Here is a 21466-nt window from a genome sequence, read left to right on the forward strand (position 1 = left end):
ACTTTATTATCAAGCGCGCAACACCAAGGTGTTTGGGTTGGATGATTTGTATTAAGCATGGAAACCACGAACATGGATTAGGAGCATACAAGCCCTATGTCGAGGTAGCAGCGCGTTGCAGAATGCGGAAGATTTGATGGCCTTCTATCCCGATAATAGTCGCCCAACCTCCGCAAATCCTGAGAAATAGAGTATCGGAGCCTCCCTCATTTAGGGAGGCTTTCGTTCGCTGTTAAGAATCTTGTGCTTTTGAGGCGTATTTGATACCAAACAGGCAAAGCCCAAACATGACAAATGGAATCGCGGCAGCCGTGTATTCTGTCCAAACCATATCAGCAAAAGACTTAGCAAGAATCAGGTGACCAAAAATCAATAAGAATGCACAGAAAATCGCGACAATAATCAAACGAAATTCCTGCTTATGGCGTTGTTTTTCCATACTTTCCTCGCTAACTGTATAAATTTCCCGATTATTTCATCACAGAGTTGATCGGTAAGCGCAGTACAGTTGAAGCGAAAAATGACCAAACAGTGATTAATCAGTGATCGCCTTAGCAATTTCCATCATGATCTGCTCCAGCTTGCTGGTCATAGGATATGAAGCGTTCAAACGGATACAATTCTGGAACTGCTCACGGGAGCTAAACAGCCGCCCATAAGCAATAGTAATTCCACGCTGTTGTAATCTTTGGTAAAGCAAGTAAGTGTCTACCCCCTTGCTCAATTCTATCCAGACAAAGTACCCCCCCTGAGGCTGGCTAACTATAGTCCCTTGAGGGAAACAACGTTTCACGACCTCAATAAAAACCTGTTGTCTGACCGCTAATTCCTTACGCAGTTTTCTGAGGTGATTATCAAGGCTTTCATATTGAAGGAAGTGCGCGACGCCTTCCTGAACGGGCACACTGCCTGATAACGTCGATACCAGCTGCAGCTTCTGTAGTCGCTCATTAAACTGACCATTAACCACCCAACCAACCCGATACCCTGGGCATAAGGATTTAGACAATGAGCCGCACAGAAGAACCCTATCTTCTTGGTCCCAGTACTTAAGCGGCATAGGTTTATCATCACCAAAATACAATTCAGAATAAACGTCATCTTCGACGACCGCGATCTGGTATCGGTTCGCTAGCTCAACCACCTTTTTCCTACCACTGGGCGCCAAGCTCGCGCCAGTCGGGTTATGAAAATTTGGCATTAACCAGCATGCTGATACTTTGTGCCTCTTAATCGCTCGTTCAAACTTCTTTATACACAACCCGGTTTCAGGGTGGACCGGAACTTCAATCGCTTTGAGATTTAATCGCTCAATCGCCTGAATAGCGCCATAGAATGCCGGTGCTTCAACAATCACTGTATCACCCGGCTGAGTGACCACCTGCAGCCCTAGGTTCAACGCTTCCATTGCGCCTGAGGTAATAACGATATCAGTATGAGCGACCGTTATACCTTGCTTAAGATAACGTTGGGCGATTTGACGGCGCAGCGCTTCGTTACCTGGTGGCATGTTGTCAAACACACTATTGAGTGGCATTTTTCTGCCAGCGCTGGCTAGATGACGATTCAATGCTTGTAGAGGGAATAAATTAGGATCAGGAAAAGCCGAACCGAGCGCAATATCGGCTTTACTATTGCTTTGTAGGAACTCGTATAGCTTGTCGTTAAACTCAGGTGCAACCACTTTGCTTTCTGGCTCAGGCGTTGAAACCCGTTCCATGATCGAAGTGACGAAATAGCCTGACTGCGGTTTGGCGAGTAACCAACCTTGAGATTCAAGAAGTTGATAAGCTTGAAGGACAGTTGAAGCGCTGACTGAGCGGTTACGGCTGGTCATTCGAATCGACGGCACTTTTTCCCCTGCTCGCCAAATGCCATTCTCAATTTGTAACTTAAGCTGTTCGGCCAATTGTTGATAGCGATTCATACTTCCCTCACCTTGTCATTCAGGAAACAAAAGATATCACACATTTGATTGACACTGGCTTAAGCTCACTAAACAATTTTATTAATTTTTAACGCACCCCGTTTGTTGACACTTATCACATTAAATATTTACTTCTCTGTTACATTTAATCACGTATCAGTGATCCGAATAACTCAACGTAAGGACCGGGTAAGAATGAAAAAATACGATGAATCACATATCGAATATAAAGGTGAAAGCAATGGTGTCCACAGTTGGATTGCTCCACACGGTCAACCCTATTACTGGCACCCTGACTGGCTGCATATCGCCGAAGACGCTACTGGCTCACACCCTAAGAAAGACATAGAAGTAGACCAGAATGAGAAAGCGACTGAAAAGCATGCGATAAGAGCAATTCTTTCACACCTAAATGACTGGGCAGCGAAAAAGCTAAAGTAATTGTTTTCGGTCTTATTCAACCGCCTACCTTCCACAAGTCACACGCTGCTCTAACACCGTGTGGCTTGTTAATCGCCTTCAGTTCGCTGCACTCCTCTCAATTGGTACTACCACTACTACTAAAGTGGCAAAAATGTATCTAAACTCGAAATTAAACGATAGTATCGCGGGTCATTTTATAAGTGAAGACTATGAAACTTGGCTTTGCGTAAGCTGAGTTGGGCTTTAAGAATAAGGGCTAGAAAATGGCTAACTCCAACTACAACGCGCCTCTAACGCTAAAACTGTACGCGATTGCGGCTGTGGTTTTCGGTACTTATGGCGGGCGGGTTTGCCCATTTTTAGAAACCCTGACAACCCAGGAAATTTTATTCCACGTCGGAGTAACCTTTGGCGCGCTGTTTGTCGTTCGACATTTTTTGCTCAATGACCACTCTTTACTTGAAGAGCAACGCCAAGCCCGACTCGATGCCACCCTGTTTTTTATGGGCAGCGTCCCACTCGCAATATTCTATAACCTTCATTACGACTTTGGACTCGACAGTAATCTCAAGGTTTTGTTTGGGATGACCTTGTTCGGCTTTTTCTCTGGTTTGATTTTACAGCTCGCTTCCAAGCTCGAGAAATTTGATCAATTAACACAAACAGAACACTATCATTTTGAACTCAGTGGTGAGCGTCAATCTATGGTCAAACAAATGATCATGATGATTGCTATGCTCCTCATCACCTTAACGACCATGCTCACCATGGTTGCAGTAAAAGATATATTCTGGTTACAACATAATCCTGAGCGCATTCTCGATGGCAGTGCTACCGTTAGTGTGATTAAAGAGTTCATCTATTTGTCATTGGTGCTCGGTGCTTACGTCGCGACGATTCTCATACTGTGGACCAAACTAATGCGTAAAGTTTTGTTGTCTCAGGAGTGTTCTTTACAAGAAGTCGCACAGGGCAATATTGCCAAGCGTTTACCTATTTTTGAGCATAATGAGCTCGGTTCGATGGCCTCTCTGACCAACAAGATGCTCGATAGCCTGCAATCGACTCAAGACGAAGTCAAAACCACTCGTGATGTTGCCATTGTCTCTCTTTCAGCACTGGCAGAATCTAGAGATAACGAAACTGGCGCGCATATTTTGCGTACCCAAGAGTACATTCGCGCCTTAGCCAACTACCTTTGCCAATTTGACAAACATAGGGCGTTGCTTACTCCTAATTACATAGAACTGTTATACAAATCGGCGCCATTGCATGACGTAGGTAAAGTGGGTATTCCTGACAGTATTTTACTCAAACCCGGTAAACTCACCAACGACGAGTTTAAGACGATGAAACGTCATCCAGAAATTGGGGCGAAGGCCCTCTCGATTGCAGAGAAACATCTGGGCAGTAACTCTTTCCTTCAATTGGCGAAAGAGATCGCTCTAAATCACCACGAAAAATGGGACGGTAGTGGCTATCCGAAGGGATTAAAAGGCGATGAAATCCCGCTTTCTGGTCGTTTGATGGCGCTTGCTGATGTGTATGACGCGCTAATCTCCGAGCGTGTTTACAAAAAAGCCTTCAGCCATGAGAAAGCGAAATCCATTATCCTTGAGGGTAAAGGCAGTCATTTTGACCCTGAGCTGGTTGACGCCTTCCTTACAATAGAACAGGAATTTGTCGATATCGCCGATAAATACCGTAGCTTAGAAGCCGAAGAGAATGCGATGGCTTTGGAAGAACTTCAAGCCAATGAGCCGACTTAAACGTCTTGCATCGAATTAACACCTACTTCCAAAGTTAATACGCTCTGCGCTGTTTTTAATGGGTAAAAAAGTAGGTTAGGCGCCGAGTGCATTTTAAATGTGCCTATTTTGTCATTTTCTTACTGGTTGATGTTGTCTCGACAAGCGCAGATAAGGTATAAATAACCGAAATATTTATATCCTCCCTTCGACTCACATGGATGACAATTATGTTTGAAAAAGTAGTTGCTGCGCCGGCAGATCCTATCCTTGGACTGACAGAAGAGTTCAAAAAAGACTCGCGAGCAGACAAAATTAACCTTGGCGTTGGTATTTATAAAAATGAACAAGGTGAAACCCCTGTTCTAGCCACCGTTAAAAAAGCGGAAGCTGCCCTAATTGAAAGCGAAAAAACCAAGTCATACCTTACTATCGAAGGGACCGCTGAGTATGGCCTAGCGGTACAGAAACTCCTATTTGGTGGAGATTCTGATATTGTTAATAACAAATTAGCAAAAACCGCTCAGGCTCCTGGTGGTACAGGCGCATTGCGCGTGGCGGGTGAGTTCATCAAACGTCAGTTAGGTGATGTGAAGATCTGGATCAGCAACCCAACTTGGGCTAACCACAACGGTGTATTCACTGCAGCAGGTATCGAAACCGCTCAGTACAGCTACTACAACGCTGAGACAAAAGATAAAGATTTCGCGGCAATGGTAGCCGATCTTGAGCAAGCGTCTGAAGGCGATATTGTCCTTCTTCATGGCTGCTGCCATAACCCAACAGGCATTGACCCAACACTTGAAGAATGGGAAACACTTGCCAAGCTGGTTGCGGACAAAAAACTGCTACCTCTGTTCGACTTCGCTTACCAAGGATTCGCCAAAGGCGTTGAAGAAGATGCGGCAGGTTTACGTATTTTTGCTAAATACAACAAAGAGATCTTAGTCGCGAGCTCCTTCTCTAAGAACTTTGGCCTCTACAACGAGCGTGTAGGTGCATTCACCTTGGTTGCGGCATCAGAGCAGACAGCGGACACAGCATTCTCTCAAGTGAAAGCCATCATCCGTTCTATCTACTCTAACCCACCAGCACACGGTAGCGCAGTTGTGACGCACATTCTTAACAATGTTGAACTGCGCAATGAGTGGGAAGCGGAAGTAAAAGAAATGCGTGACCGTATTCAAGACATGCGCGAACTGTTTGTTGCCACCCTCAAAGAACAAGGCGTTGACGCTGACTTTAGCTTCATTGAACGTCAAAACGGTATGTTCTCATTCTCTGGCCTTTCAAAACAACAGGTGACTCGCCTTAAAGATGAGTTCGCCATCTACATCGTAGGTTCAGGCCGCATCAGCGTAGCAGGTATGACTCGTTCGAACATGCTACCACTTTGTAAAGCACTGGCCGCTGTTCTATAAGCGACCAGAATCCAATAAAAAAGAGCCAGCTGATGCTGGCTCTTTTTGTGTGATAGCGCCTAGAACAGATAACGTATGCTAACGCCACCTTCATTGGTCGTCGTTGAACCATTGTTTCGATGCGTATAGAAACCACCGAAGACCAACTTCGTCGACACCTGATAATCCCCACGCATATTAAAGATATCTTCATCAAGAATGTCGCTCCGTCGTAACCCACCGGTCACTGACAGCTCCCAGAACTTATTTAACTCATATTTAAGCGTCAAATCTCCGCCCCACATGAACTTATTGTCGCTCGATATCTTTGCATCTGTAATATCGTTGGTTTGTGTTGACCAAACAAAGCCGGCTTTCGCGCCTGCGACCAAATCCCACTTATCCTCTAATGGGTACCTAAATGCAGCACCAGGCAGTAAAGTGTAAATCTCGGTGGTGGTGTTTTGCGGATGGATAAACCTGGCTTCGTAATCCAATGTAGCGAGAAACTGATTGTCGATAAGCATGTTGCCCCCCACCGCTAGAGAAGTCACATTGCTATTTACCCCTAAATTCTCATCAAGCGAGCCCGCACTTAAGTCGGCGTACAAAAAGTTGTAATTGAGGTTGTTTGTCGCACTTTGCCCGTGAGCAGTAAATGATGCCGCCACGAGAATTGGAATAAGGAGATAAGGCCGTTTTACTTCCATGAATACCTCTTTAGACGAACGAATAAAGCCAGTGTATGGGAGAGAACGCACTTTTAATAATCACAAATGACTGCCGTTCTGGATTTGAAAGTATAGCTCAGCTTGGCGCAAGTTATTGAGAGAACAACAGGATTGTCACAATAGAGAAAGGCCCAATCATGGGCCTTAGAAAGTAATGATCAATTCATCTTGCTGATGGCTTTCAATATGAGTATTGGAGCGGTTCCTCAGTTTTTCGATTTGTTCTCGCTCGAGCTCATAAGGCATCACCAGTTTCAGCTCTTCAATGCCTTCACTCCGTGCTAATTGCATCAGTGTCAGAATATTGGACTCATCGCTCCGACTTACCGACAGTGATTTCATTGCCTGATCCCACAGGCGGTCTTCCGCAGATACCGCCTCTTTGATCGTACTTTTCCAAGCCAAACTGAAAATAGGTGCGAAGGTACTCATTGCTTCTAAGAAAGTCCATTTCTTACTGCACGACGCGCCAAGAAAAGAGGTATAGTCGAATACCACACTTGCCTTGCCCTGATGTTCCATATCAATCTCCTCTGGTAGGCAACACAGTATCCTCAATATCGTCTATCACTATCCATATAGCAATAGGATATAGAACAATCATCTTTTATAGCTATTTTTTCGGTCAAAAAGCTATATCAAAACCAACCCGATAACAAAAGATGCACAAGATAGAGACATGGGTAATCAGTTGCGTAATATTTCAGGGCAGTAATTTATCCCAAGCCACTGGCTAGCGGATATCTATAATTCGACTAGCTCTTTTGTATTGCACACGCCAACCTGCCCAGCGCGGTAGCTCCCAACGCTTTGGGTCGCCTTTACGTAAGCCCGACTTATACACCACGTAGACCCGCTTTTTCATCGGTTGATATTCGACGCTTAATTGCAAGTCACCAATATAGAGTTCAAATGGGTACATGGCAGCAAAGTCTTCATACTCCCAGTAAGGAATGCCTTCAAAAGGAAAATCTTCTGCGCTGAACATCGCAAGCTCCGACGCATCTGCCAGCTCCAATGTTACGAGCTGTTCAGTAAACCAAGAGTCAAATGTCAACGATTCCTGAATCGGTGTTGCAGAGGGGTTATGCAGTGAGTGGTATAATTTCCAGTGCTCGATCTGTTGATGTCGCTGTTTAGCAAATCCCGGTAACAACTCTTCACGTTTAACGGCTTCAACGAGTGATTTAATCGCAAACTCACCTTTTGCTGGCGCTTTCTTGTAGGCCACTTCTCGTCCGGCATACATCATATGGAGTTGAATGTAGGGGACATCTCCCACACTGATCACCTCGCCTTCTACCCAGTGCCCAATGTCCAGTTGTTCAAAAAGCGATAGTTTAACTGGCATCGTCACCGTCGCGAGTGTCAATGTTTGTTTAACTCCTCGCCCCGGTAAACTGTGAGTATCTAGCACCAGTGCAGCCTCAATATCATCGGGTAAACGACTTGCCCGGCCCAGTGAGACTTCCATTTGACCATTGCCCAACGCCTCACGACGACGTTCTCTTCTGACAAACAATAACTCAGGGTGAAGAGAGGCAATAGCTTCAACTAGCTCATTATGAGAGTAACGGGAAGCCACACTAAGTTCGGGCAACTCGAACACTGTCCGCATTTGTTGAGAAAGTGCCCGCGCTTCTGTGAGTACATCATCATCTATAGTAACACCGGGGAGCTTTTCTCCACGTACGACTCTAATCGCGACTTCAGCATCACATCCCAAAGGCTCTTCTTTGCCAAGCTCTTCTAGTGCTTCTTCATTTGACGATAAACGGTACATAGATGCAGGTGTCGCGAGCACTGCGGTTAAATCCACCATGGCTTCTTGTAGCTTTCGCTGTGGCATTCGCGTCACCAAATCAGCATACAGAGCATCAATCGGAAGAGGGTAAATACGTTGTCCATGTGAAGTGACTAGGCCAGATTCATCTATCGCACCCATGGCGTGCAAAATATCAGTCGCCTGAACAAGCGACTTTTCAGGTAGTGGTTCTAAAAAGCTCAGTGCAGAAAGAGAATACCCACAACTGGCGCAGGCCAACATGGCTTCTGTGAGTGTTTCTCGATGAAGCTCTGGAGGAGTAACGTCAGCCAACGCAGCATGTTCACCATACAAGCGAATACAAATGCCATCCATCACTCTTCCCGCTCGACCGCTGCGCTGTCTCGCGCTTGCTTTAGAAATATGTTTTAGGCTCAATGTGGTTTTACCGTTTCTCTGCTCAGTACGTCGCTCCAAACCAGAATCAACAACGGCAACCACATTCGGTATGGTTAGTGAGGTTTCAGCAACGTTTGTCGCAAGCACGACTTTTTGCAGCTCTTGCTGGTTAAGCGCAACTTCCCTCTGTTTGTTAGTCACAGAAGCATGCAATGGCACGACTACCACTTTGTCAAGATGAGCGAGCGCACTCTGGCATTGGGTAATTTCTTTACGCCCTGGCAAGAAAACCAGAATATCCCCCTCTAAGTCGAGTAAACTCTCCACCTCTGCTCGGACTCTTTGTTCTAGGTTCCGGCTATCTGGTAGCTGCCTTGAATCACCGGCCCGATGAGCAATTGCTACGTCAAAATTGCGCCCCTTAGCTTGTAGGCGTTGCGCTCCAACGTATCGCGCAAGCTTCTCACCCTCAATCGTGGCTGATGTAATGACTAAACGATGCTGATTATTCTGATTCAACAACGCCACCAGCAAGTCAGTATCCCAGCGGCGCTCATGGAACTCATCGACAATAATGGTTTTAAAATCGCTGAGCCGATTTTCAGAGTACCAACGCAATGCAACACCTGGCGTAACGAAAATAATATTTGTTTTCTCATCACAACGGTTTTCCAGCTTAATCGAATAACCCACAGAGCAACCTAGTGGCTCATTTTTTTGCTCTGCCAGAAACTGCGCTAATGACGTACAGGCAATACGCCGAGGTTCAATCACCAGTACTTTTCCCTGCTCCGCTGCCCACAATGGTAATCGAGTTGATTTGCCCGAGCCGGTTTCCGCTTCTACTATCATATGGTGAGTAGAAAGAAGTTTCAGAAATTCGGTTTTGAGAGTGTCTATAGGTAAGCTGAACATCGTTTGCATTGAGATCGTGGAAAAGTCGGAAAGTATATAACTAATCTGTGCCAGAATGCAGGAATATTCGGTTTACAATATGGTCACTAATCCCTATCATTTTCTGGTTCCCGTTCCTTAATACCCTACAACAAGGCAAGTAATGAATAACGACAAACGCCCTTTATATATTCCTTTCGCTGGTCCAGCGCTTCTTAGTACGCCTCTTCTCAATAAGGGAAGTGCATTCTCAGCAGAAGAAAGAGCTTCTTTCAACCTCGAAGGTTTGTTACCAGAAACAACTGAAACCATTCAGGAACAAGTGGAACGTGCTTACCAACAATATCGCAACTTCGAAAGCGATATGGATAAACACATCTATCTACGTAACATTCAGGATACCAACGAAACCTTGTTCTATCGCCTAGTGCAGAACCATGTTTCAGAAATGATGCCAATCATCTACACACCTACAGTGGGTGCGGCATGTGAGAACTTCTCAAACATCTATCGCCGTGGTCGCGGCCTTTTCGTTTCTTATGCAAACCGGGATCGTATTGACGATCTTCTGAACAATGCATCCAACCACAATGTTAAAGTGATTGTTGTTACCGATGGCGAACGTATTCTGGGCCTAGGTGACCAAGGCATCGGTGGCATGGGCATTCCTATCGGTAAGCTTGCGCTGTACACCGCCTGTGGTGGTATCAGCCCAGCATATACGCTGCCTATCGTACTGGATGTCGGTACTAATAATCCTCAGCGACTTGCTGACCCAATGTACATGGGGTGGCGTCATCCGCGTATTACAAGCGCTGAATATGATGCGTTTGTTGAAGAGTTCATCCAAGCTGTTCAGCGTCGTTGGCCTGATGCGCTCATTCAATTTGAAGATTTCGCACAGAAAAACGCAATGCCTTTGCTTGAGCGCTATAAAGACCGAATCTGCTGTTTCAACGATGACATTCAAGGCACGGCGGCTATCACTGTCGGTTCTCTACTGGCAGCATGTCGAGCAGCAGGCACACAATTGTCAGAACAACGCGTAACCTTCCTTGGTGCAGGTTCTGCAGGCTGCGGTATTGCAGAAGCTATCATTGCCCAAATGGTTTCGGAAGGGATCTCTGACGAGCAAGCACGCTCTCAGGTTTACATGGTCGACCGCTGGGGTCTGCTACAGGAAGGCATGCCAAATCTACTTGATTTTCAGCAACGCTTAGTACAGAAACACATCAACACTGACGACTGGGAAGCAGAAGGCAGTGGCTATTCACTACTTGATGTTATGCGTAACGCAAAACCTACTGTTCTTATTGGTGTTTCTGGCGCCCCGGGCCTGTTCAGTGAAGAGGTCATTAAAGAGATGCACAAACACTGCGCTAGGCCAATCGTGTTCCCACTATCGAATCCAACTAGCCGAGTTGAAGCGACGCCAAATGACATTATTCGCTGGACTAACGGTGAAGCATTAGTGGCGACTGGTAGCCCATTTGATCCTGTCGTTCATAATGGAAAAACCTACCCGATCGCACAATGTAACAACAGCTACATTTTCCCAGGGATTGGCTTAGGCGTCCTTGCAGTGCAGGCTAAGCGCGTGACTGACGAAATGCTGATGGAATCAAGTCGAGCTCTGGCCACTTGCTCTCCATTGGCAATCAATGGTCAAGGACCACTGTTGCCTCCTCTGGAAGCGATCCACTCAGTCTCGAAGAAGATTGCATTTGCTGTAGCGAAGAAGGCAATTGAACAAGGCGTGGCGCTAGAGATTACTGACGAGGCCCTGGAAGAAGCGATTGAAAACCACTTTTGGCAGCCAGTTTACCGTCGTTACAAGCGTACTTCATTCTAACTTTTTATTGATTCAGCCCCTGGTAGCAGGGGCTTTTTATATATGATGATTTTTGAATTTTTTTCCCCAGCGGGGGAATATCTATTTCCATATTTAACTGAAATATCCACAGCGCTGATTGCCTGCTTTTTGGTGATGGCGGGCGGTGAGATAAACACATTATTGAGAAGAACACTGAGAAACCACAACTTTGTACTCAGAACCATCGTATTTATCTTGATTAACGCTTTTGGTTACGGCTTAATCATTGTCAAAGTAACCCCTTACCTCGCTCGGACATTACGCGATATGGATGCTGGCATCATGTTCACTATTATTATTGTCAGCTTTGTATTGATTGGCTCATGGGCACAACGGAATCGACAAATTTAGTGCGAAGACTCTTTCACAGACCTAAACCCTCTGACCATTATTTGGCCTACGCGTTAAAGGGGCTTCGCTTGATCCCATTTTTGCTTATCTGTGCGACTATTGCTCTGTTCTTGATTGATCGTTGGGTCTCCCATCAAACCAAAGATCAGCTCTATACAAGTCCAGAGCAAATCGGTAATTTCGACGTTGCCGTTGTACTGGGAACCAGTAAATATCTAGGAAAAATCCTTAATGATTACTACGCCAATCGTATCAGTGCGGCAATAGCTTTGTATCAGAGTGAAAAAGTCGATAATTTCTTGTTAAGCGGTGACAATGCCCATCGCTCTTACAATGAGCCTTGGACTATGAAACGAGACTTGCTCAAAGCAGACGTTCCTGAGAATCATATATACCTCGACTATGCAGGCTTTCGAACTCTTGACTCAGTAGTTCGAGCAAAGGAAATTTTTGATACCGACAACTTCTTGATCATTACTCAGAAATTTCACTGCGAACGAGCCTTGTTTATCGCTAACTTTCATAATATCAATGCCAAGTGTTTTGCGGTTCCAGGCCCATCAGCACACTCTGGTTATAAGATCAGGCTAAGGGAAGTGTTTGCAAGAGCTAAAGCTGTATTGGATCTTTATATCACACGCGCAAAACCTAAATTCCTTGGCCCCAAAGAGCCCATCCAAACCGACAATGGTGAATCAACTACGATAGAAGACGCTAATCCCCAACGTAGCGTAGAATCACTGACAACAAATTGAATTTGAGTATCTGGCGCTCGTTTATATTCGTTCACAATTAAGAGTGTGTCCCAACCCAAAGCACGAGGTGGTGTTCTGAGCTTAAATCAGCCTGTAAGCCTCGAACAAGCCACCATAAAGTGGCATCAATAGTTACCTATTACTACTTACCTTGAATTGCGTTATCGTGTTTTCACGGCAGGCGAATTGTATTGGCGATAAAGACAACATACGCGCCTGTACATCGCGACTACTCCCACAATAGTCGTCGATAAATCCATCATAAAATCCAACGATCGCTGGGCAACCAAGGTATTCATATTGCCAGTCGAAATTCTCTGCTACACTGAATGCCGAGTGAATCAGCTTAAATAAAACATTTATCGATATAAGAGCTGAAGAATATTAAAAAAGAGCAATGTCATGTCTTTAATCGCAAAAGGTACGCTAAACAAAATGCGTGCTTCCTTAGATGGTGAGGTCCACTATCGTCTTCCTGTGGGCGAAGAACTCGTCGATCTTAAACCCTTCATCGGTCGGAGCATTACCCTAACCCACACGGGCAACATTTTTTGTAGCGCTTGCGGCAAGAAAACCAAGAAGAGCTATTCCCAAGGTCACTGCTTTGTATGCATGAAAAAACTCGCCAGCTGCGATATGTGCATTATGAAACCAGAGAGTTGCCACTACGACCAAGGTACGTGTCGCGAACCGCAGTGGGGTGAAGAGAACTGTATGGTTGACCACTTCGTCTATTTATCAAATACATCCAGTCTCAAAGTAGGGATTACTCGCCATACCCAAATCCCGACTCGTTGGATCGATCAAGGAGCAACCCAAGGTCTACCCATACTCAAAGTCAAAACTCGTCATATTTCTGGCCTGATTGAAGTTGAACTGGCTAAGCACATTGCAGATAAAACCAACTGGCGTACCTTGCTGAAAGAAGATGGCGAGCCAATGCCGCTTGAAGAGAAGTTTGCAGAGCTATTGCCGTTGGTTGAAGACAAAATCGCTGAGATAAAACATCAGTTCGGTGATGATGCGATTGAGATACTCAACGCTGATATCACGTCCATCAGCTACCCAGTTTTACAGCACCCAACAAAAATCACATCGCATAACTTTGATAAGAACCCTGAAGTCACTGGGCTCTTACAGGGGATAAAAGGCCAGTATATGATTTTTGATACTGGTGTTATCAACATCCGTAAATTCACTTCCTACGAAGTCGAAGTCAGCGTTTGATCGAAGGATACCCTGATGTAATCAAAAAGCCCTTTCATTAAACAATGAAAGGGCTTTTTAAGTGCGGAGGCTTATTGATCGAGGGGACTAAGTATGTATTTGTATTTCTCTGCACCTTGACCAAATGATTCAACGATACGGACTCTCACGTCTTCTAACATGATGGTTTTTGCCATCTCTCTTGCCTGAGTAAAGGCTTCCTCACCAAAACCATTCACCAAAGTTAAAGCACGGAACCAAGCGACATCAGAGGGGTAGTTGATCGTGTCTTTGAGATACGCATCCAGTTGTTCCCTAGCGATAGTAAATTCTTCTTGGGTAACTTCAGCAATGAGTTCTTGAATAACCTTGTCGATAGCTTGCTCTACCTTGGGCAGATCCTCTGCGGCTACTTGCGCTTCGAGCGTCCAATCTGTTGCAGGTTCATTGTAGTCCGTAGAATAGTAACTATCTGGAGCGTAGTCTAAACTCAGCTCTTCACGCACATACGCATCCAATCGTCTTGCTAGAATACGCTGAATAACTTTATCAACTAATACCAGTTTTGCATCCTGAACCCGAGCCGATTTGTTGATGGCGCGTAATCTATAACGGCTATTTTGTTCATTGTTGATCGCCAGATTAACTTTGCTGTCAGGGCGATCATTATAATTCACCCGATAAGATGGCATTGGCGCCTCTTCCTGTGAGATGGTCGCAACAAAATTCTTCACACCCTCTGCAACCGGCGCTGAATCTAAACCAGCCACAATGACCAGTTTACTATTTCGTGATTTCCTGAATAGTTCATCATAGACTTGTTGGACTTGATCGACCGTTACGCTTTCAAAGTCATGAGCTGTGGTAGGAAAATAGACACTTTGCTGCGCGTAGGTATTACTCTCAATGGCGTCATACCACTGGCCAAGTGGAGATTTGACGTAAGACATAAGTTCATCAGAGTATTCCTTCTTCAACACGTCAAGCTGCTGTTCACTGAACTTGGGGTATGTCATTACGTTGTATAGAAGTTTTAGGGCATCATTGACCTGATCTTTAGGTACACTAATTTCGAAACCATGTTCCGTGCCATTAATGTAACTTTGCACATCAATGTCATTTTTGCGGACATACGTTTTTAGCTGTACCCCATTAAATTGACCAACACCGCTCTTAATGATCGTTGCAAGCAGAAGTTGAGATGCAGGTAGCAGTTCCCTATCCAATACGGCTTTACCGCCGGCTGACATGTAAACAATGTGGGCAAAATCGCTGTCATTTTCAGGATCGAACAACACATCGATGCCGTTCTCCAAGGACCAGGTTAGTTCACCATTTTTCCCATCGATAGCGGCAGGTAATGGGTCAACAGACTCCACTTCAATTAGCCCATCTACGTCTGTAGTGATACGATTACTGGTAACACCAGGCATTCCATACATGCTTTTCCACTCTGGTAGAGTTCGCTTCGCTTGCTCAATTGATTCTGTTTGATCAGTGCCAACGAACATATCATATGAATAAGATAGCATATTTCTCGCATGTTGATTAATATCATCAAGACTGGTTGTTACTAGCAGCTGATCGAGGCTGCGCTTATAGTCAGCTAAAGATTGAGAAGGTTCGCCTTCCGCCAGTTGGTACGTTCTGTCTTCAGCAAAAGCTTCTGCTCCACGCTTAAACCAATCATCATCAGCATGTTTACGACTACTGCGATACCCCGCCATCACAACATCGAATTCCTCCGAACTCACACCATGGTCCCTTAGTGACGCCAAAATACTAAAAAACAAAGGCTGGACGGTATCTCTGTCTTGTGGAGCGAATGCAATAGATACGTCGTATATCCGTTCATCCACGCTAGTGTATATGCTAGAATCGAAGTCACGTAACGGTAGTGCATGCTCTGAGTAAACGGCATCCAAGCGATTTGATACAAGTCGCGCAACGATACTGTCTTTCCAATACTCAATAAGATCTTCTCTCGTTAGCAGCACATCATCACCAAGGTAGAATGTTAGTCCGGCCACAGACGGTTCACCAATGTTAACTTGCGCGACAAAATCACCTTTATTGATCTTCGCTTTTGGTCGAACAGGAGGTTGAGAGTCACTGGTCGATTGCCAATCAGAGAACATTTTTTTAATCAGCTCTCTGGCATCTTCGCGCTTAATGTCACCTACAATAATTAGCTCACTCAATTGGGGCTGATACCAAGTATCATAAAACGCTTTGAGCGATTGAGATGTTGCGTTTTGAATGCTATCTGGCGTACCGATCGCCGCCTTTCCCTCATAAGGCGTTCCTTTAATACTGTTTTCATAAGCTTTATCGTAGAAAGACCGATTTTCTGGGGCCCTGCGGCGATATTCTGCAAGTACAACGCCTTTTTCGCGTTCAACTTCATCAGGCGAGAATGTGACGCGATTGGCAACATCTCTTAACCAAAGCATCGCCTTATCGAGCTCATCTTGATTGGGCAAACTCAGTGTGTAAACCGTTTCCTCATATGAAGTGTAAGCGTTGACATCGTGCCCACTCGCACCCGTTTTTTCCATCAGTTCAATGACTTCGTTAGGGGTAAAGTTTTTACTGCCATTAAATGCCATATGCTCGACAAAATGAGCGTATCCAAGTTGGTCTGGGGTTTCTTCGAGAGATCCTGCATGAATAAACAAGCGAAGAGACAAGGCTTCGGTATCAATCGGATAAATGTGATACTTTAACCCGTTGTTTAACTGACCAGACGTCCAGTTGGTATTCTTCTCAATGGGAATGCTAGTCGTTTGCTGAGCACAAGCTGTCAGCAGTAAGACGACCAAAATCAGGATATTCTTCATAATAGAAATACTTTTTTGTTTTTTTATTTATGCGGAATATAACTGGTAAACTGCTCTGTCGATAGTCAATTTAACATGAATGGACTCATCTACGCCCCTTTTCTACCTTCGATGTTGCCTTTTTAATCAACTACACGATATGCATCGCTCCCAACAACAAATGAGACAATTGTCATTAAATGTGTTTTATTTCAATACTTTGAAAGTTTTCAATATGCCGACTAGATTAAATCTGAGCGCAATTAAGTGCGTGACGTCAATCTATTAGTGAGAAGAAAAATGAAAACCATTTATAAGAACAGTAAAGTTGGCTCTTCACCTCTATTTAAAACTGTGACCACCGCGGCTCTAGTCGCTGCCCTTGCAGGCTGTGCAGGTAATCCGTACGTAACCGAGGCTGAACGCAACGATGTCATTACTTTAGGAGATTCCATTTTTGACCTTTCAGGAGAACTGCAACAATTTCTTGAGGGACCTGAAATGGCTAATACCACGTTCCGTGATTACACCTTAAGTGGCGCTAAGCTGAGCGGAGGAATTGTTGCCAAGCCAGTTGTTGAGCAATATCAGGATGCCAAAAGCGATGACTCCAATATCAATGTTATTGTGATGGATGGAGGCGGTAACGACATCCTACTGCCCGCCGCCATCTTTGACCCTCACAAATGTAAAACCACTTGGTACCGCCCAGAGTTAAGCAGCAAATGTAAAAGCTTGGTTGATGATGTCTATGTGGAAACCGTTAATCTACTCAACGAAATGGACCAGGATGGTGTACAACAGGTCATCTATCTGGGTTACTACTACACCACAGGCGATAAGGAAAATCTTCATCAGGCTATCGATTTTGGCGATACCCGACTTGCTGACGCTTGTACCAACACCACAGTATCCTGTCAGTTTGTCGACCCTAGACCTCACATCACACCAGACGATGTCCTATCGGACGATATTCATCCCACAACTTCGGGCTCTCAAAAACTGGCGCAGCTAATCTGGCCTTACCTACAAGCCGTAATCTAGTCGCTTCAATACACTCACCGGTGGTCAACCATCGGTGAGCTATGGATATCTGATAAGGAGAAAACAATGAGTAAGTGGGTGTGGGCTTCCGCAGTATGTGCCATTGCAGGGGTAGGAGCTTGGTTTGCGCCTATCGGTATCAACACAGTTCCTGTTGTTATATCAGCGTACAACAATAAGGATAATACTGAAGCACAATTATCCGACCAAACCAAAATCCAAGAAGAGCAGGAAGCTGCAAACATTACCGATCGCCTCGCGATTCAATTGCAAAAGGAGTTAGGTGATCGAGTTAATCGGATCGAAATTCAAGTTGGCTTGCGTGATTTCAGAGACTATCTAACAGAAACATATCCGGACCAATCCCCCTTCCTTTTTTATGATGTTATCAGACAAGCTTTTCCGAGATACGCAGACATCATCTTTGAAAAAATTGTTTTAATGGAAGATTACGAACAGTGGCTACTCTCTGAAATGAAACCTCTGCTCACAATGACATTTGAAGAGAAGCAAATAGCAGTATGGGCAAAACGGCGTGAGCTGTTTGGCGATGACGCCGATATCATATGGTCTGCAGAGCTTGCTGAACGAGAGCAAAGAATTGCCGATACGCAAAAATCGATTGAACTACTCAACAACGCTTATGATATGGAAATCAACCAGCGGCTTTTTTCACTTAAAGCCACCATTGAAACCAATTTTGTTGAACATGCTGGAGGTAAAATCCTTAGCCCTGCGATGATGGCAAGCACTTTCTTCAGTTTAGATTCTGTTCAACGTGATTTGAGCAACATGTCTTCCTACCAACGAGCAGAGCAGCTAGCCAGTATCCGCAGAGATTTGGGCTATAGCGAATCACAAATCGAAAAAGCGGCAAAGCAAGATCGAGACAATGAGCTTCGCTGGCAAATTGGTTATCAATATATGGGAGAAAGGCAAGCACTATTGGCCAGTCTATCCGGTGAAGATCTGGACAGTCAGCTAACCCAACTTCGAATCGACTATTTTGGCGAGCAGGCCTCCACACTCGAAAAAGAAGAGCAACAAGGTTTCTATCGCTTTGAGCGTCCGCGCGTATACGGAAGAAACTAGGCGGCGCTCAGTGGGGTCTGGTTTAAGCTGGCAGCAAGTCTAAGCCACGAACCGTTACACGGTGAAGTCGACGTGGTTGATCGCCATAATCAGTCACAGCAAAATGTTGAGTACAGATATTATCCCAGATGGCAACAGAGCCCGGTTGCCATGAAAATCGTACCTGATGTTCAGGTTGTCGCGCTAAAGCAAATAGTTGGTCGAGCCATTTTCGACTTTCTCTTTCTTCTAGCTCGTTAATACGCAGGGTAAACTGCTCATTGACGAATGCGGTCAGATTACCTGTTTCCGGATGACGGACAATAAGAGGATGTTTAACCGGCGGGTAGCCTTTAGATACTGTTGCAACGCGGCTCTCCCCTTGTTCATTAACGGAGTCATAACGGCTGCCTTCAAACGCATGCAGCCCGTGTGTCGCTGTGAGTCCTTGTAAAGCTTGTTGCTCATCACGCGTTAGACGTGACCATACCGCTTCCATCGATGTCCAGATGGTGTCTCCTCCATGTGGAGGACAGTGCTGTGCTTGCAGGATAGAACAACGGCACGGCGTAACCTGCCAGGTTAAATCTGTGTGCCAATAGCTTTCACCGGGGGGATTACCGGGAGAAGTCTCAATCACAACCACCTGTTCTTCATCATCTAGGTGAGGAAAAAACGGGTGTACTGGCTCCAAATCACCAAAACGCTTTGCTAGCCCGATCTGCTGCTGCGGTGTCATTCCTTGGGCTTGAAAGAACAATACCTTATGTTTGAGGTAAGCTTGGTAAAGAGCAGAAAATTCTTGCTCACTCAAATTAGAAAGATCAACGCCTTCAACTAAAGCGCCAATGTGCTCTGATAACGGAGTTAGATTCACGGTTTATCCTTATACATTCTGCTTAGAGAAATCAGACCGTTAGATAGAGTAATTCCTTTCGCACGATCAAAAAAGACCCTACATGAGGGTCTTTGTACCGGCTCAAAAGCCAGATGAAAAATCTCAGACTGCTCTATTGGCCTAAGATTAGTTTCAATTCATCAAACAAGATATCTACTTCTTCTAATGTGTTGTAGTGCATGAAGCCAATTCGAACAACACCACCTGATTCTTCGAGACCGAGTTGACGAACCAAACCGAGGGCATAGAAGTGTCCGTTCCAGACACAGATGTTGCGCTTACCAAGTTTCTTAGCGATCTCTTCGGGCGCATGGTGGTCAAACGTTAGAGCAAAAGTTGGTGTTCTGAGTTCACTGTTGGCTTCATTACGGCCCAACAAGGTCACGCCTTTCAATTCTGCGAAACGAGCCAAAAAACGTTCGCTGATCGCCGATTCATGCTGATTGAACTGCTGGAAAGAGTCGATCAGTCGAGTACGGAGATCATCACCATCGTTGCCCCATTGAGCCAGATACTTCACTGCCGCAATTACACCGGCTAATCCTTCAAAACTCTGAGTCCCAGTTTCAAACCGACCAGGTCCCGTATTGGTTGCAGGCTCAACTTTGTAGGGCTGCAAAGCATGCAGCCACTTAGGTGCCACATACGCTACCCCAACGTGAGGGCCAAAGAACTTATAGGCAGAGCAAGCAAGGAAATCACAACCCAATTGTTGAACATCGACTAAGTGGTGCGGAGCATAGTGCACTGCATCAACGTAAACCATTGCCCCGACGTTGTGTGCTGCTTCAACGACACGTTTCACATCTACAATCGAGCCTGTGGTATTCGATGCGTAAGTCAGCGCGACAAGTTTAGTCTTAGGACTGATCAGCGATAGCAAATGTTCTATGTCTAGTGAACAGTCTTGCTCGTTAACTCGTGCCTGAAGGACTGTCGCTTGCTTATCATCGGCCGCTTGCTGCCAGCTAGAGACATTAGAATAATGATCGAGAGATGTAACAATGATTTCGTCACCCGCTTGCCATTTACGACTGATCGCTCGGCTAAGCTGGAAAGTGAGAGACGTCATGTTGGCACCAAAGACAATATTATCACTCGACTCTGCATTTAACAGTGCTTGTGCGGACTCTCTCGCTAGTTTCATTAAATCTGTAGTGTGGGCACTGGAAAAATAGTGACCACCCAAATTCGAATTAAAAAAACCCAGATATGCGGTCATCGCTTCCAGAACACCATTTGGTACCTGGGAACCGCCTGGTCCATCTAGAAACATCACCGGCAAATCATTGTGACTTTGCTGCAGCGCACGAAACTGTGCGCGTACCAAATTAGGAGTGAAGTTCATTCACGGCTTCCTTCGCGGTTAGTACAAATACGTCCATATACCCTTCTTCACCTTCAATTACAGAGCGAATAGGCGTCGCGTTATGCCAAAGCTTATTATCGGCCAACATAGCGACTTCACCGTTTTGCAATACTTTACGGAAGAAAGGTGCCTCGTTGAAGCTGCTGTAAAGCATCACGTCACCACCTTCGATGTTGTGTCGCCCCATACCAATCAGAGCAATATGCTCAAATCCATCTTGATGCACGCCTTCAGGGGCTACCTGAGTTTCATCGAAAATAGCAGAGATGCGCATTTGGTGAATTTCAATTTCCTGACCGTCAATCAGCTTGTTGGCCTCTACAAATAACTGGCAAATTTCACGCATGCCTTCACTTTGAAGAGTCGGTGTTTCAATCGGCTCGAATTGTCGTACGACATTACCCTGAAAACGATTAATATCATCGGTTTGCATAAACTCATTTTTCTGAAGATCAATAACCTGACCATCTTTAAACTGAATCACAGAGTAACGTCGCAAACGATATTGGCCATCTGCATGCTCGGTATTGGGTAGCTTGGTAAAAGACGGCGCCAACTGTGCAAAAGCATTGTCACTTAGCTTAGTGAGCTGCAGAGTTGTTTCGCGGTTAGGTAACATCATCATCTCCTTAATGAATGTTCACACTGAAATATGGGGTTAACATCTTGTTCACAATTATTATTTGCGCATTTATATCGCTAGATCAACAAATATCAGCACTTACATCCATCAAAAATAATAAATAAGAACTTGAAACCAATATTAAGTTATTATTTAGCACAATAAGCTAGA

At 45.0% G+C, this 21466-nt stretch carries 18 protein-coding genes; 9 read left to right on the plus strand and 9 right to left on the minus strand.

What is annotated here, in order from left to right:
* Positions 1 to 232 precede the first annotated feature (232 nt).
* Together OH455_RS07175 and OH455_RS07180 are read right to left on the minus strand one after the other, a co-directional pair.
* Positions 233 to 439, minus strand: a complete 207-nt coding sequence (locus tag OH455_RS07175) for a hypothetical protein (RefSeq protein ID WP_045974443.1) — start codon at positions 437 to 439, stop codon at positions 233 to 235.
* A gap of 96 nt (positions 440 to 535) precedes the next feature.
* Positions 536 to 1927: an aminotransferase-like domain-containing protein gene (locus OH455_RS07180; protein ID WP_045974444.1), complete on the minus strand. Its 1392-nt coding sequence runs from the start codon at positions 1925 to 1927 to the stop codon at positions 536 to 538.
* Between the two features lie 195 nt (positions 1928 to 2122).
* On the opposite strand from OH455_RS07180, the gene OH455_RS07185 reads away from it, so the two are divergent.
* From OH455_RS07185 to OH455_RS07195, 3 genes are all read left to right on the plus strand, one after another.
* On the plus strand, positions 2123 to 2368 hold the full coding sequence (locus tag OH455_RS07185) for a hypothetical protein (protein ID WP_045974445.1): 246 nt from the start codon (positions 2123 to 2125) through the stop codon (positions 2366 to 2368).
* A gap of 245 nt (positions 2369 to 2613) precedes the next feature.
* Entirely contained in the window at positions 2614 to 4119 is a 1506-nt protein-coding gene (locus OH455_RS07190; protein WP_269980900.1) for an HD domain-containing phosphohydrolase, read from the plus strand.
* A 209-nt stretch (positions 4120 to 4328) separates the two neighbouring features.
* The gene (locus OH455_RS07195; RefSeq protein WP_269980901.1) at positions 4329 to 5519 is read left to right on the plus strand and encodes an amino acid aminotransferase; all 1191 of its coding nucleotides are present in this window, start codon (positions 4329 to 4331) and stop codon (positions 5517 to 5519) included.
* 59 nt (positions 5520 to 5578) lie between these two features.
* Here the strand turns inward: OH455_RS07195 and OH455_RS07200 are convergent, their stop codons facing one another.
* From OH455_RS07200 to OH455_RS07210, 3 genes are all read right to left on the minus strand, one after another.
* Positions 5579 to 6208, minus strand: a complete 630-nt coding sequence (locus tag OH455_RS07200) for a porin family protein (RefSeq protein ID WP_269980902.1) — start codon at positions 6206 to 6208, stop codon at positions 5579 to 5581.
* 165 nt (positions 6209 to 6373) lie between these two features.
* The gene (locus tag OH455_RS07205; RefSeq protein WP_045974449.1) at positions 6374 to 6751 is read right to left on the minus strand and encodes a hypothetical protein; all 378 of its coding nucleotides are present in this window, start codon (positions 6749 to 6751) and stop codon (positions 6374 to 6376) included.
* Positions 6752 to 6962: 211 nt separating this feature from the next.
* Positions 6963 to 9308 carry a helicase-related protein gene (locus tag OH455_RS07210; RefSeq protein ID WP_269981028.1) on the minus strand — a complete coding sequence of 782 codons (2346 nt, stop codon included), beginning with the start codon at positions 9306 to 9308 and terminating at the stop codon, positions 6963 to 6965.
* Between the two features lie 142 nt (positions 9309 to 9450).
* On the opposite strand from OH455_RS07210, the gene OH455_RS07215 reads away from it, so the two are divergent.
* The 4 genes from OH455_RS07215 (at position 9451) to OH455_RS07230 (ending at position 13493) form a co-directional block, all read left to right on the plus strand.
* Complete coding sequence (locus OH455_RS07215) at positions 9451 to 11139, plus strand: NAD-dependent malic enzyme (RefSeq protein ID WP_269980903.1); 1689 nt, start codon at positions 9451 to 9453, stop codon at positions 11137 to 11139.
* Between the two features lie 42 nt (positions 11140 to 11181).
* Positions 11182 to 11511 (plus strand): DUF3392 domain-containing protein, encoded by a 330-nt coding sequence (locus OH455_RS07220; RefSeq protein WP_269980904.1) that lies wholly within the window; start codon positions 11182 to 11184, stop codon positions 11509 to 11511.
* The gene (locus OH455_RS07225) at positions 11511 to 12266 is read left to right on the plus strand and encodes a SanA/YdcF family protein (RefSeq protein ID WP_269980905.1); all 756 of its coding nucleotides are present in this window, start codon (positions 11511 to 11513) and stop codon (positions 12264 to 12266) included. Before OH455_RS07220 ends, OH455_RS07225 begins: the two co-directional genes overlap by 1 nt.
* Before the next feature lie 402 nt (positions 12267 to 12668).
* Positions 12669 to 13493 carry a DUF2797 domain-containing protein gene (locus OH455_RS07230; protein WP_269980906.1) on the plus strand — a complete coding sequence of 275 codons (825 nt, stop codon included), beginning with the start codon at positions 12669 to 12671 and terminating at the stop codon, positions 13491 to 13493.
* Positions 13494 to 13564: 71 nt separating this feature from the next.
* Here the strand turns inward: OH455_RS07230 and OH455_RS07235 are convergent, their stop codons facing one another.
* Positions 13565 to 16312, minus strand: a complete 2748-nt coding sequence (locus tag OH455_RS07235; protein ID WP_269980907.1) for a M16 family metallopeptidase — start codon at positions 16310 to 16312, stop codon at positions 13565 to 13567.
* A gap of 279 nt (positions 16313 to 16591) precedes the next feature.
* On the opposite strand from OH455_RS07235, the gene OH455_RS07240 reads away from it, so the two are divergent.
* Positions 16592 to 17335 carry an SGNH/GDSL hydrolase family protein gene (locus tag OH455_RS07240; RefSeq protein ID WP_269980908.1) on the plus strand — a complete coding sequence of 248 codons (744 nt, stop codon included), beginning with the start codon at positions 16592 to 16594 and terminating at the stop codon, positions 17333 to 17335.
* Between the two features lie 66 nt (positions 17336 to 17401).
* On the plus strand, positions 17402 to 18427 hold the full coding sequence (locus OH455_RS07245; protein ID WP_269980909.1) for a hypothetical protein: 1026 nt from the start codon (positions 17402 to 17404) through the stop codon (positions 18425 to 18427).
* A gap of 22 nt (positions 18428 to 18449) precedes the next feature.
* Here OH455_RS07245 and OH455_RS07250 read toward each other — a convergent pair whose 3' ends face one another.
* From OH455_RS07250 to OH455_RS07260, 3 genes are all read right to left on the minus strand, one after another.
* Positions 18450 to 19283, minus strand: coding sequence for a TauD/TfdA family dioxygenase (locus tag OH455_RS07250; RefSeq protein WP_269980910.1), 834 nt, complete (start codon positions 19281 to 19283; stop codon positions 18450 to 18452).
* 133 nt (positions 19284 to 19416) lie between these two features.
* On the minus strand, positions 19417 to 20652 hold the full coding sequence (locus OH455_RS07255) for a cysteine desulfurase-like protein (RefSeq protein WP_269980911.1): 1236 nt from the start codon (positions 20650 to 20652) through the stop codon (positions 19417 to 19419).
* Complete coding sequence (locus tag OH455_RS07260; protein ID WP_206373820.1) at positions 20636 to 21295, minus strand: 2OG-Fe dioxygenase family protein; 660 nt, start codon at positions 21293 to 21295, stop codon at positions 20636 to 20638. The genes OH455_RS07255 and OH455_RS07260 overlap by 17 nt, the downstream gene beginning before the upstream one ends.
* Between the last annotated feature and the right edge of the window lie 171 nt (positions 21296 to 21466).

The organism is Vibrio sp. T11.5 (genome assembly GCF_027587155.1).
In the GTDB taxonomy this organism is placed as follows: Bacteria; Pseudomonadota; Gammaproteobacteria; order Enterobacterales; family Vibrionaceae; genus Vibrio; species Vibrio neptunius.

What these genes read in the sequence shown, in the direction of transcription:
- OH455_RS07190 (WP_269980900.1), top strand. Translation starts at nt 2,614, where the DNA reads ATGGCTAACTCCAACTACAACGCGCCTCTAACGCTAAAACTGTACGCG.
- OH455_RS07215 (WP_269980903.1), top strand. Translation starts at nt 9,451, where the DNA reads ATGAATAACGACAAACGCCCTTTATATATTCCTTTCGCTGGTCCAGCG.
- OH455_RS07260 (WP_206373820.1), bottom strand. Translation starts at nt 21,295, where the DNA reads ATGATGTTACCTAACCGCGAAACAACTCTGCAGCTCACTAAGCTAAGT.
- OH455_RS07210 (WP_269981028.1), bottom strand. Translation starts at nt 9,308, where the DNA reads ATGTTCAGCTTACCTATAGACACTCTCAAAACCGAATTTCTGAAACTT.
- OH455_RS07195 (WP_269980901.1), top strand. Translation starts at nt 4,329, where the DNA reads ATGTTTGAAAAAGTAGTTGCTGCGCCGGCAGATCCTATCCTTGGACTG.
- OH455_RS07175 (WP_045974443.1), bottom strand. Translation starts at nt 439, where the DNA reads ATGGAAAAACAACGCCATAAGCAGGAATTTCGTTTGATTATTGTCGCG.
- OH455_RS07240 (WP_269980908.1), top strand. Translation starts at nt 16,592, where the DNA reads ATGAAAACCATTTATAAGAACAGTAAAGTTGGCTCTTCACCTCTATTT.
- OH455_RS07235 (WP_269980907.1), bottom strand. Translation starts at nt 16,312, where the DNA reads ATGAAGAATATCCTGATTTTGGTCGTCTTACTGCTGACAGCTTGTGCT.
- OH455_RS07255 (WP_269980911.1), bottom strand. Translation starts at nt 20,652, where the DNA reads ATGAACTTCACTCCTAATTTGGTACGCGCACAGTTTCGTGCGCTGCAG.
- OH455_RS07205 (WP_045974449.1), bottom strand. Translation starts at nt 6,751, where the DNA reads ATGGAACATCAGGGCAAGGCAAGTGTGGTATTCGACTATACCTCTTTT.
- OH455_RS07245 (WP_269980909.1), top strand. Translation starts at nt 17,402, where the DNA reads ATGAGTAAGTGGGTGTGGGCTTCCGCAGTATGTGCCATTGCAGGGGTA.
- OH455_RS07200 (WP_269980902.1), bottom strand. Translation starts at nt 6,208, where the DNA reads ATGGAAGTAAAACGGCCTTATCTCCTTATTCCAATTCTCGTGGCGGCA.
- OH455_RS07180 (WP_045974444.1), bottom strand. Translation starts at nt 1,927, where the DNA reads ATGAATCGCTATCAACAATTGGCCGAACAGCTTAAGTTACAAATTGAG.
- OH455_RS07220 (WP_269980904.1), top strand. Translation starts at nt 11,182, where the DNA reads ATGATGATTTTTGAATTTTTTTCCCCAGCGGGGGAATATCTATTTCCA.
- OH455_RS07185 (WP_045974445.1), top strand. Translation starts at nt 2,123, where the DNA reads ATGAAAAAATACGATGAATCACATATCGAATATAAAGGTGAAAGCAAT.
- OH455_RS07230 (WP_269980906.1), top strand. Translation starts at nt 12,669, where the DNA reads ATGTCTTTAATCGCAAAAGGTACGCTAAACAAAATGCGTGCTTCCTTA.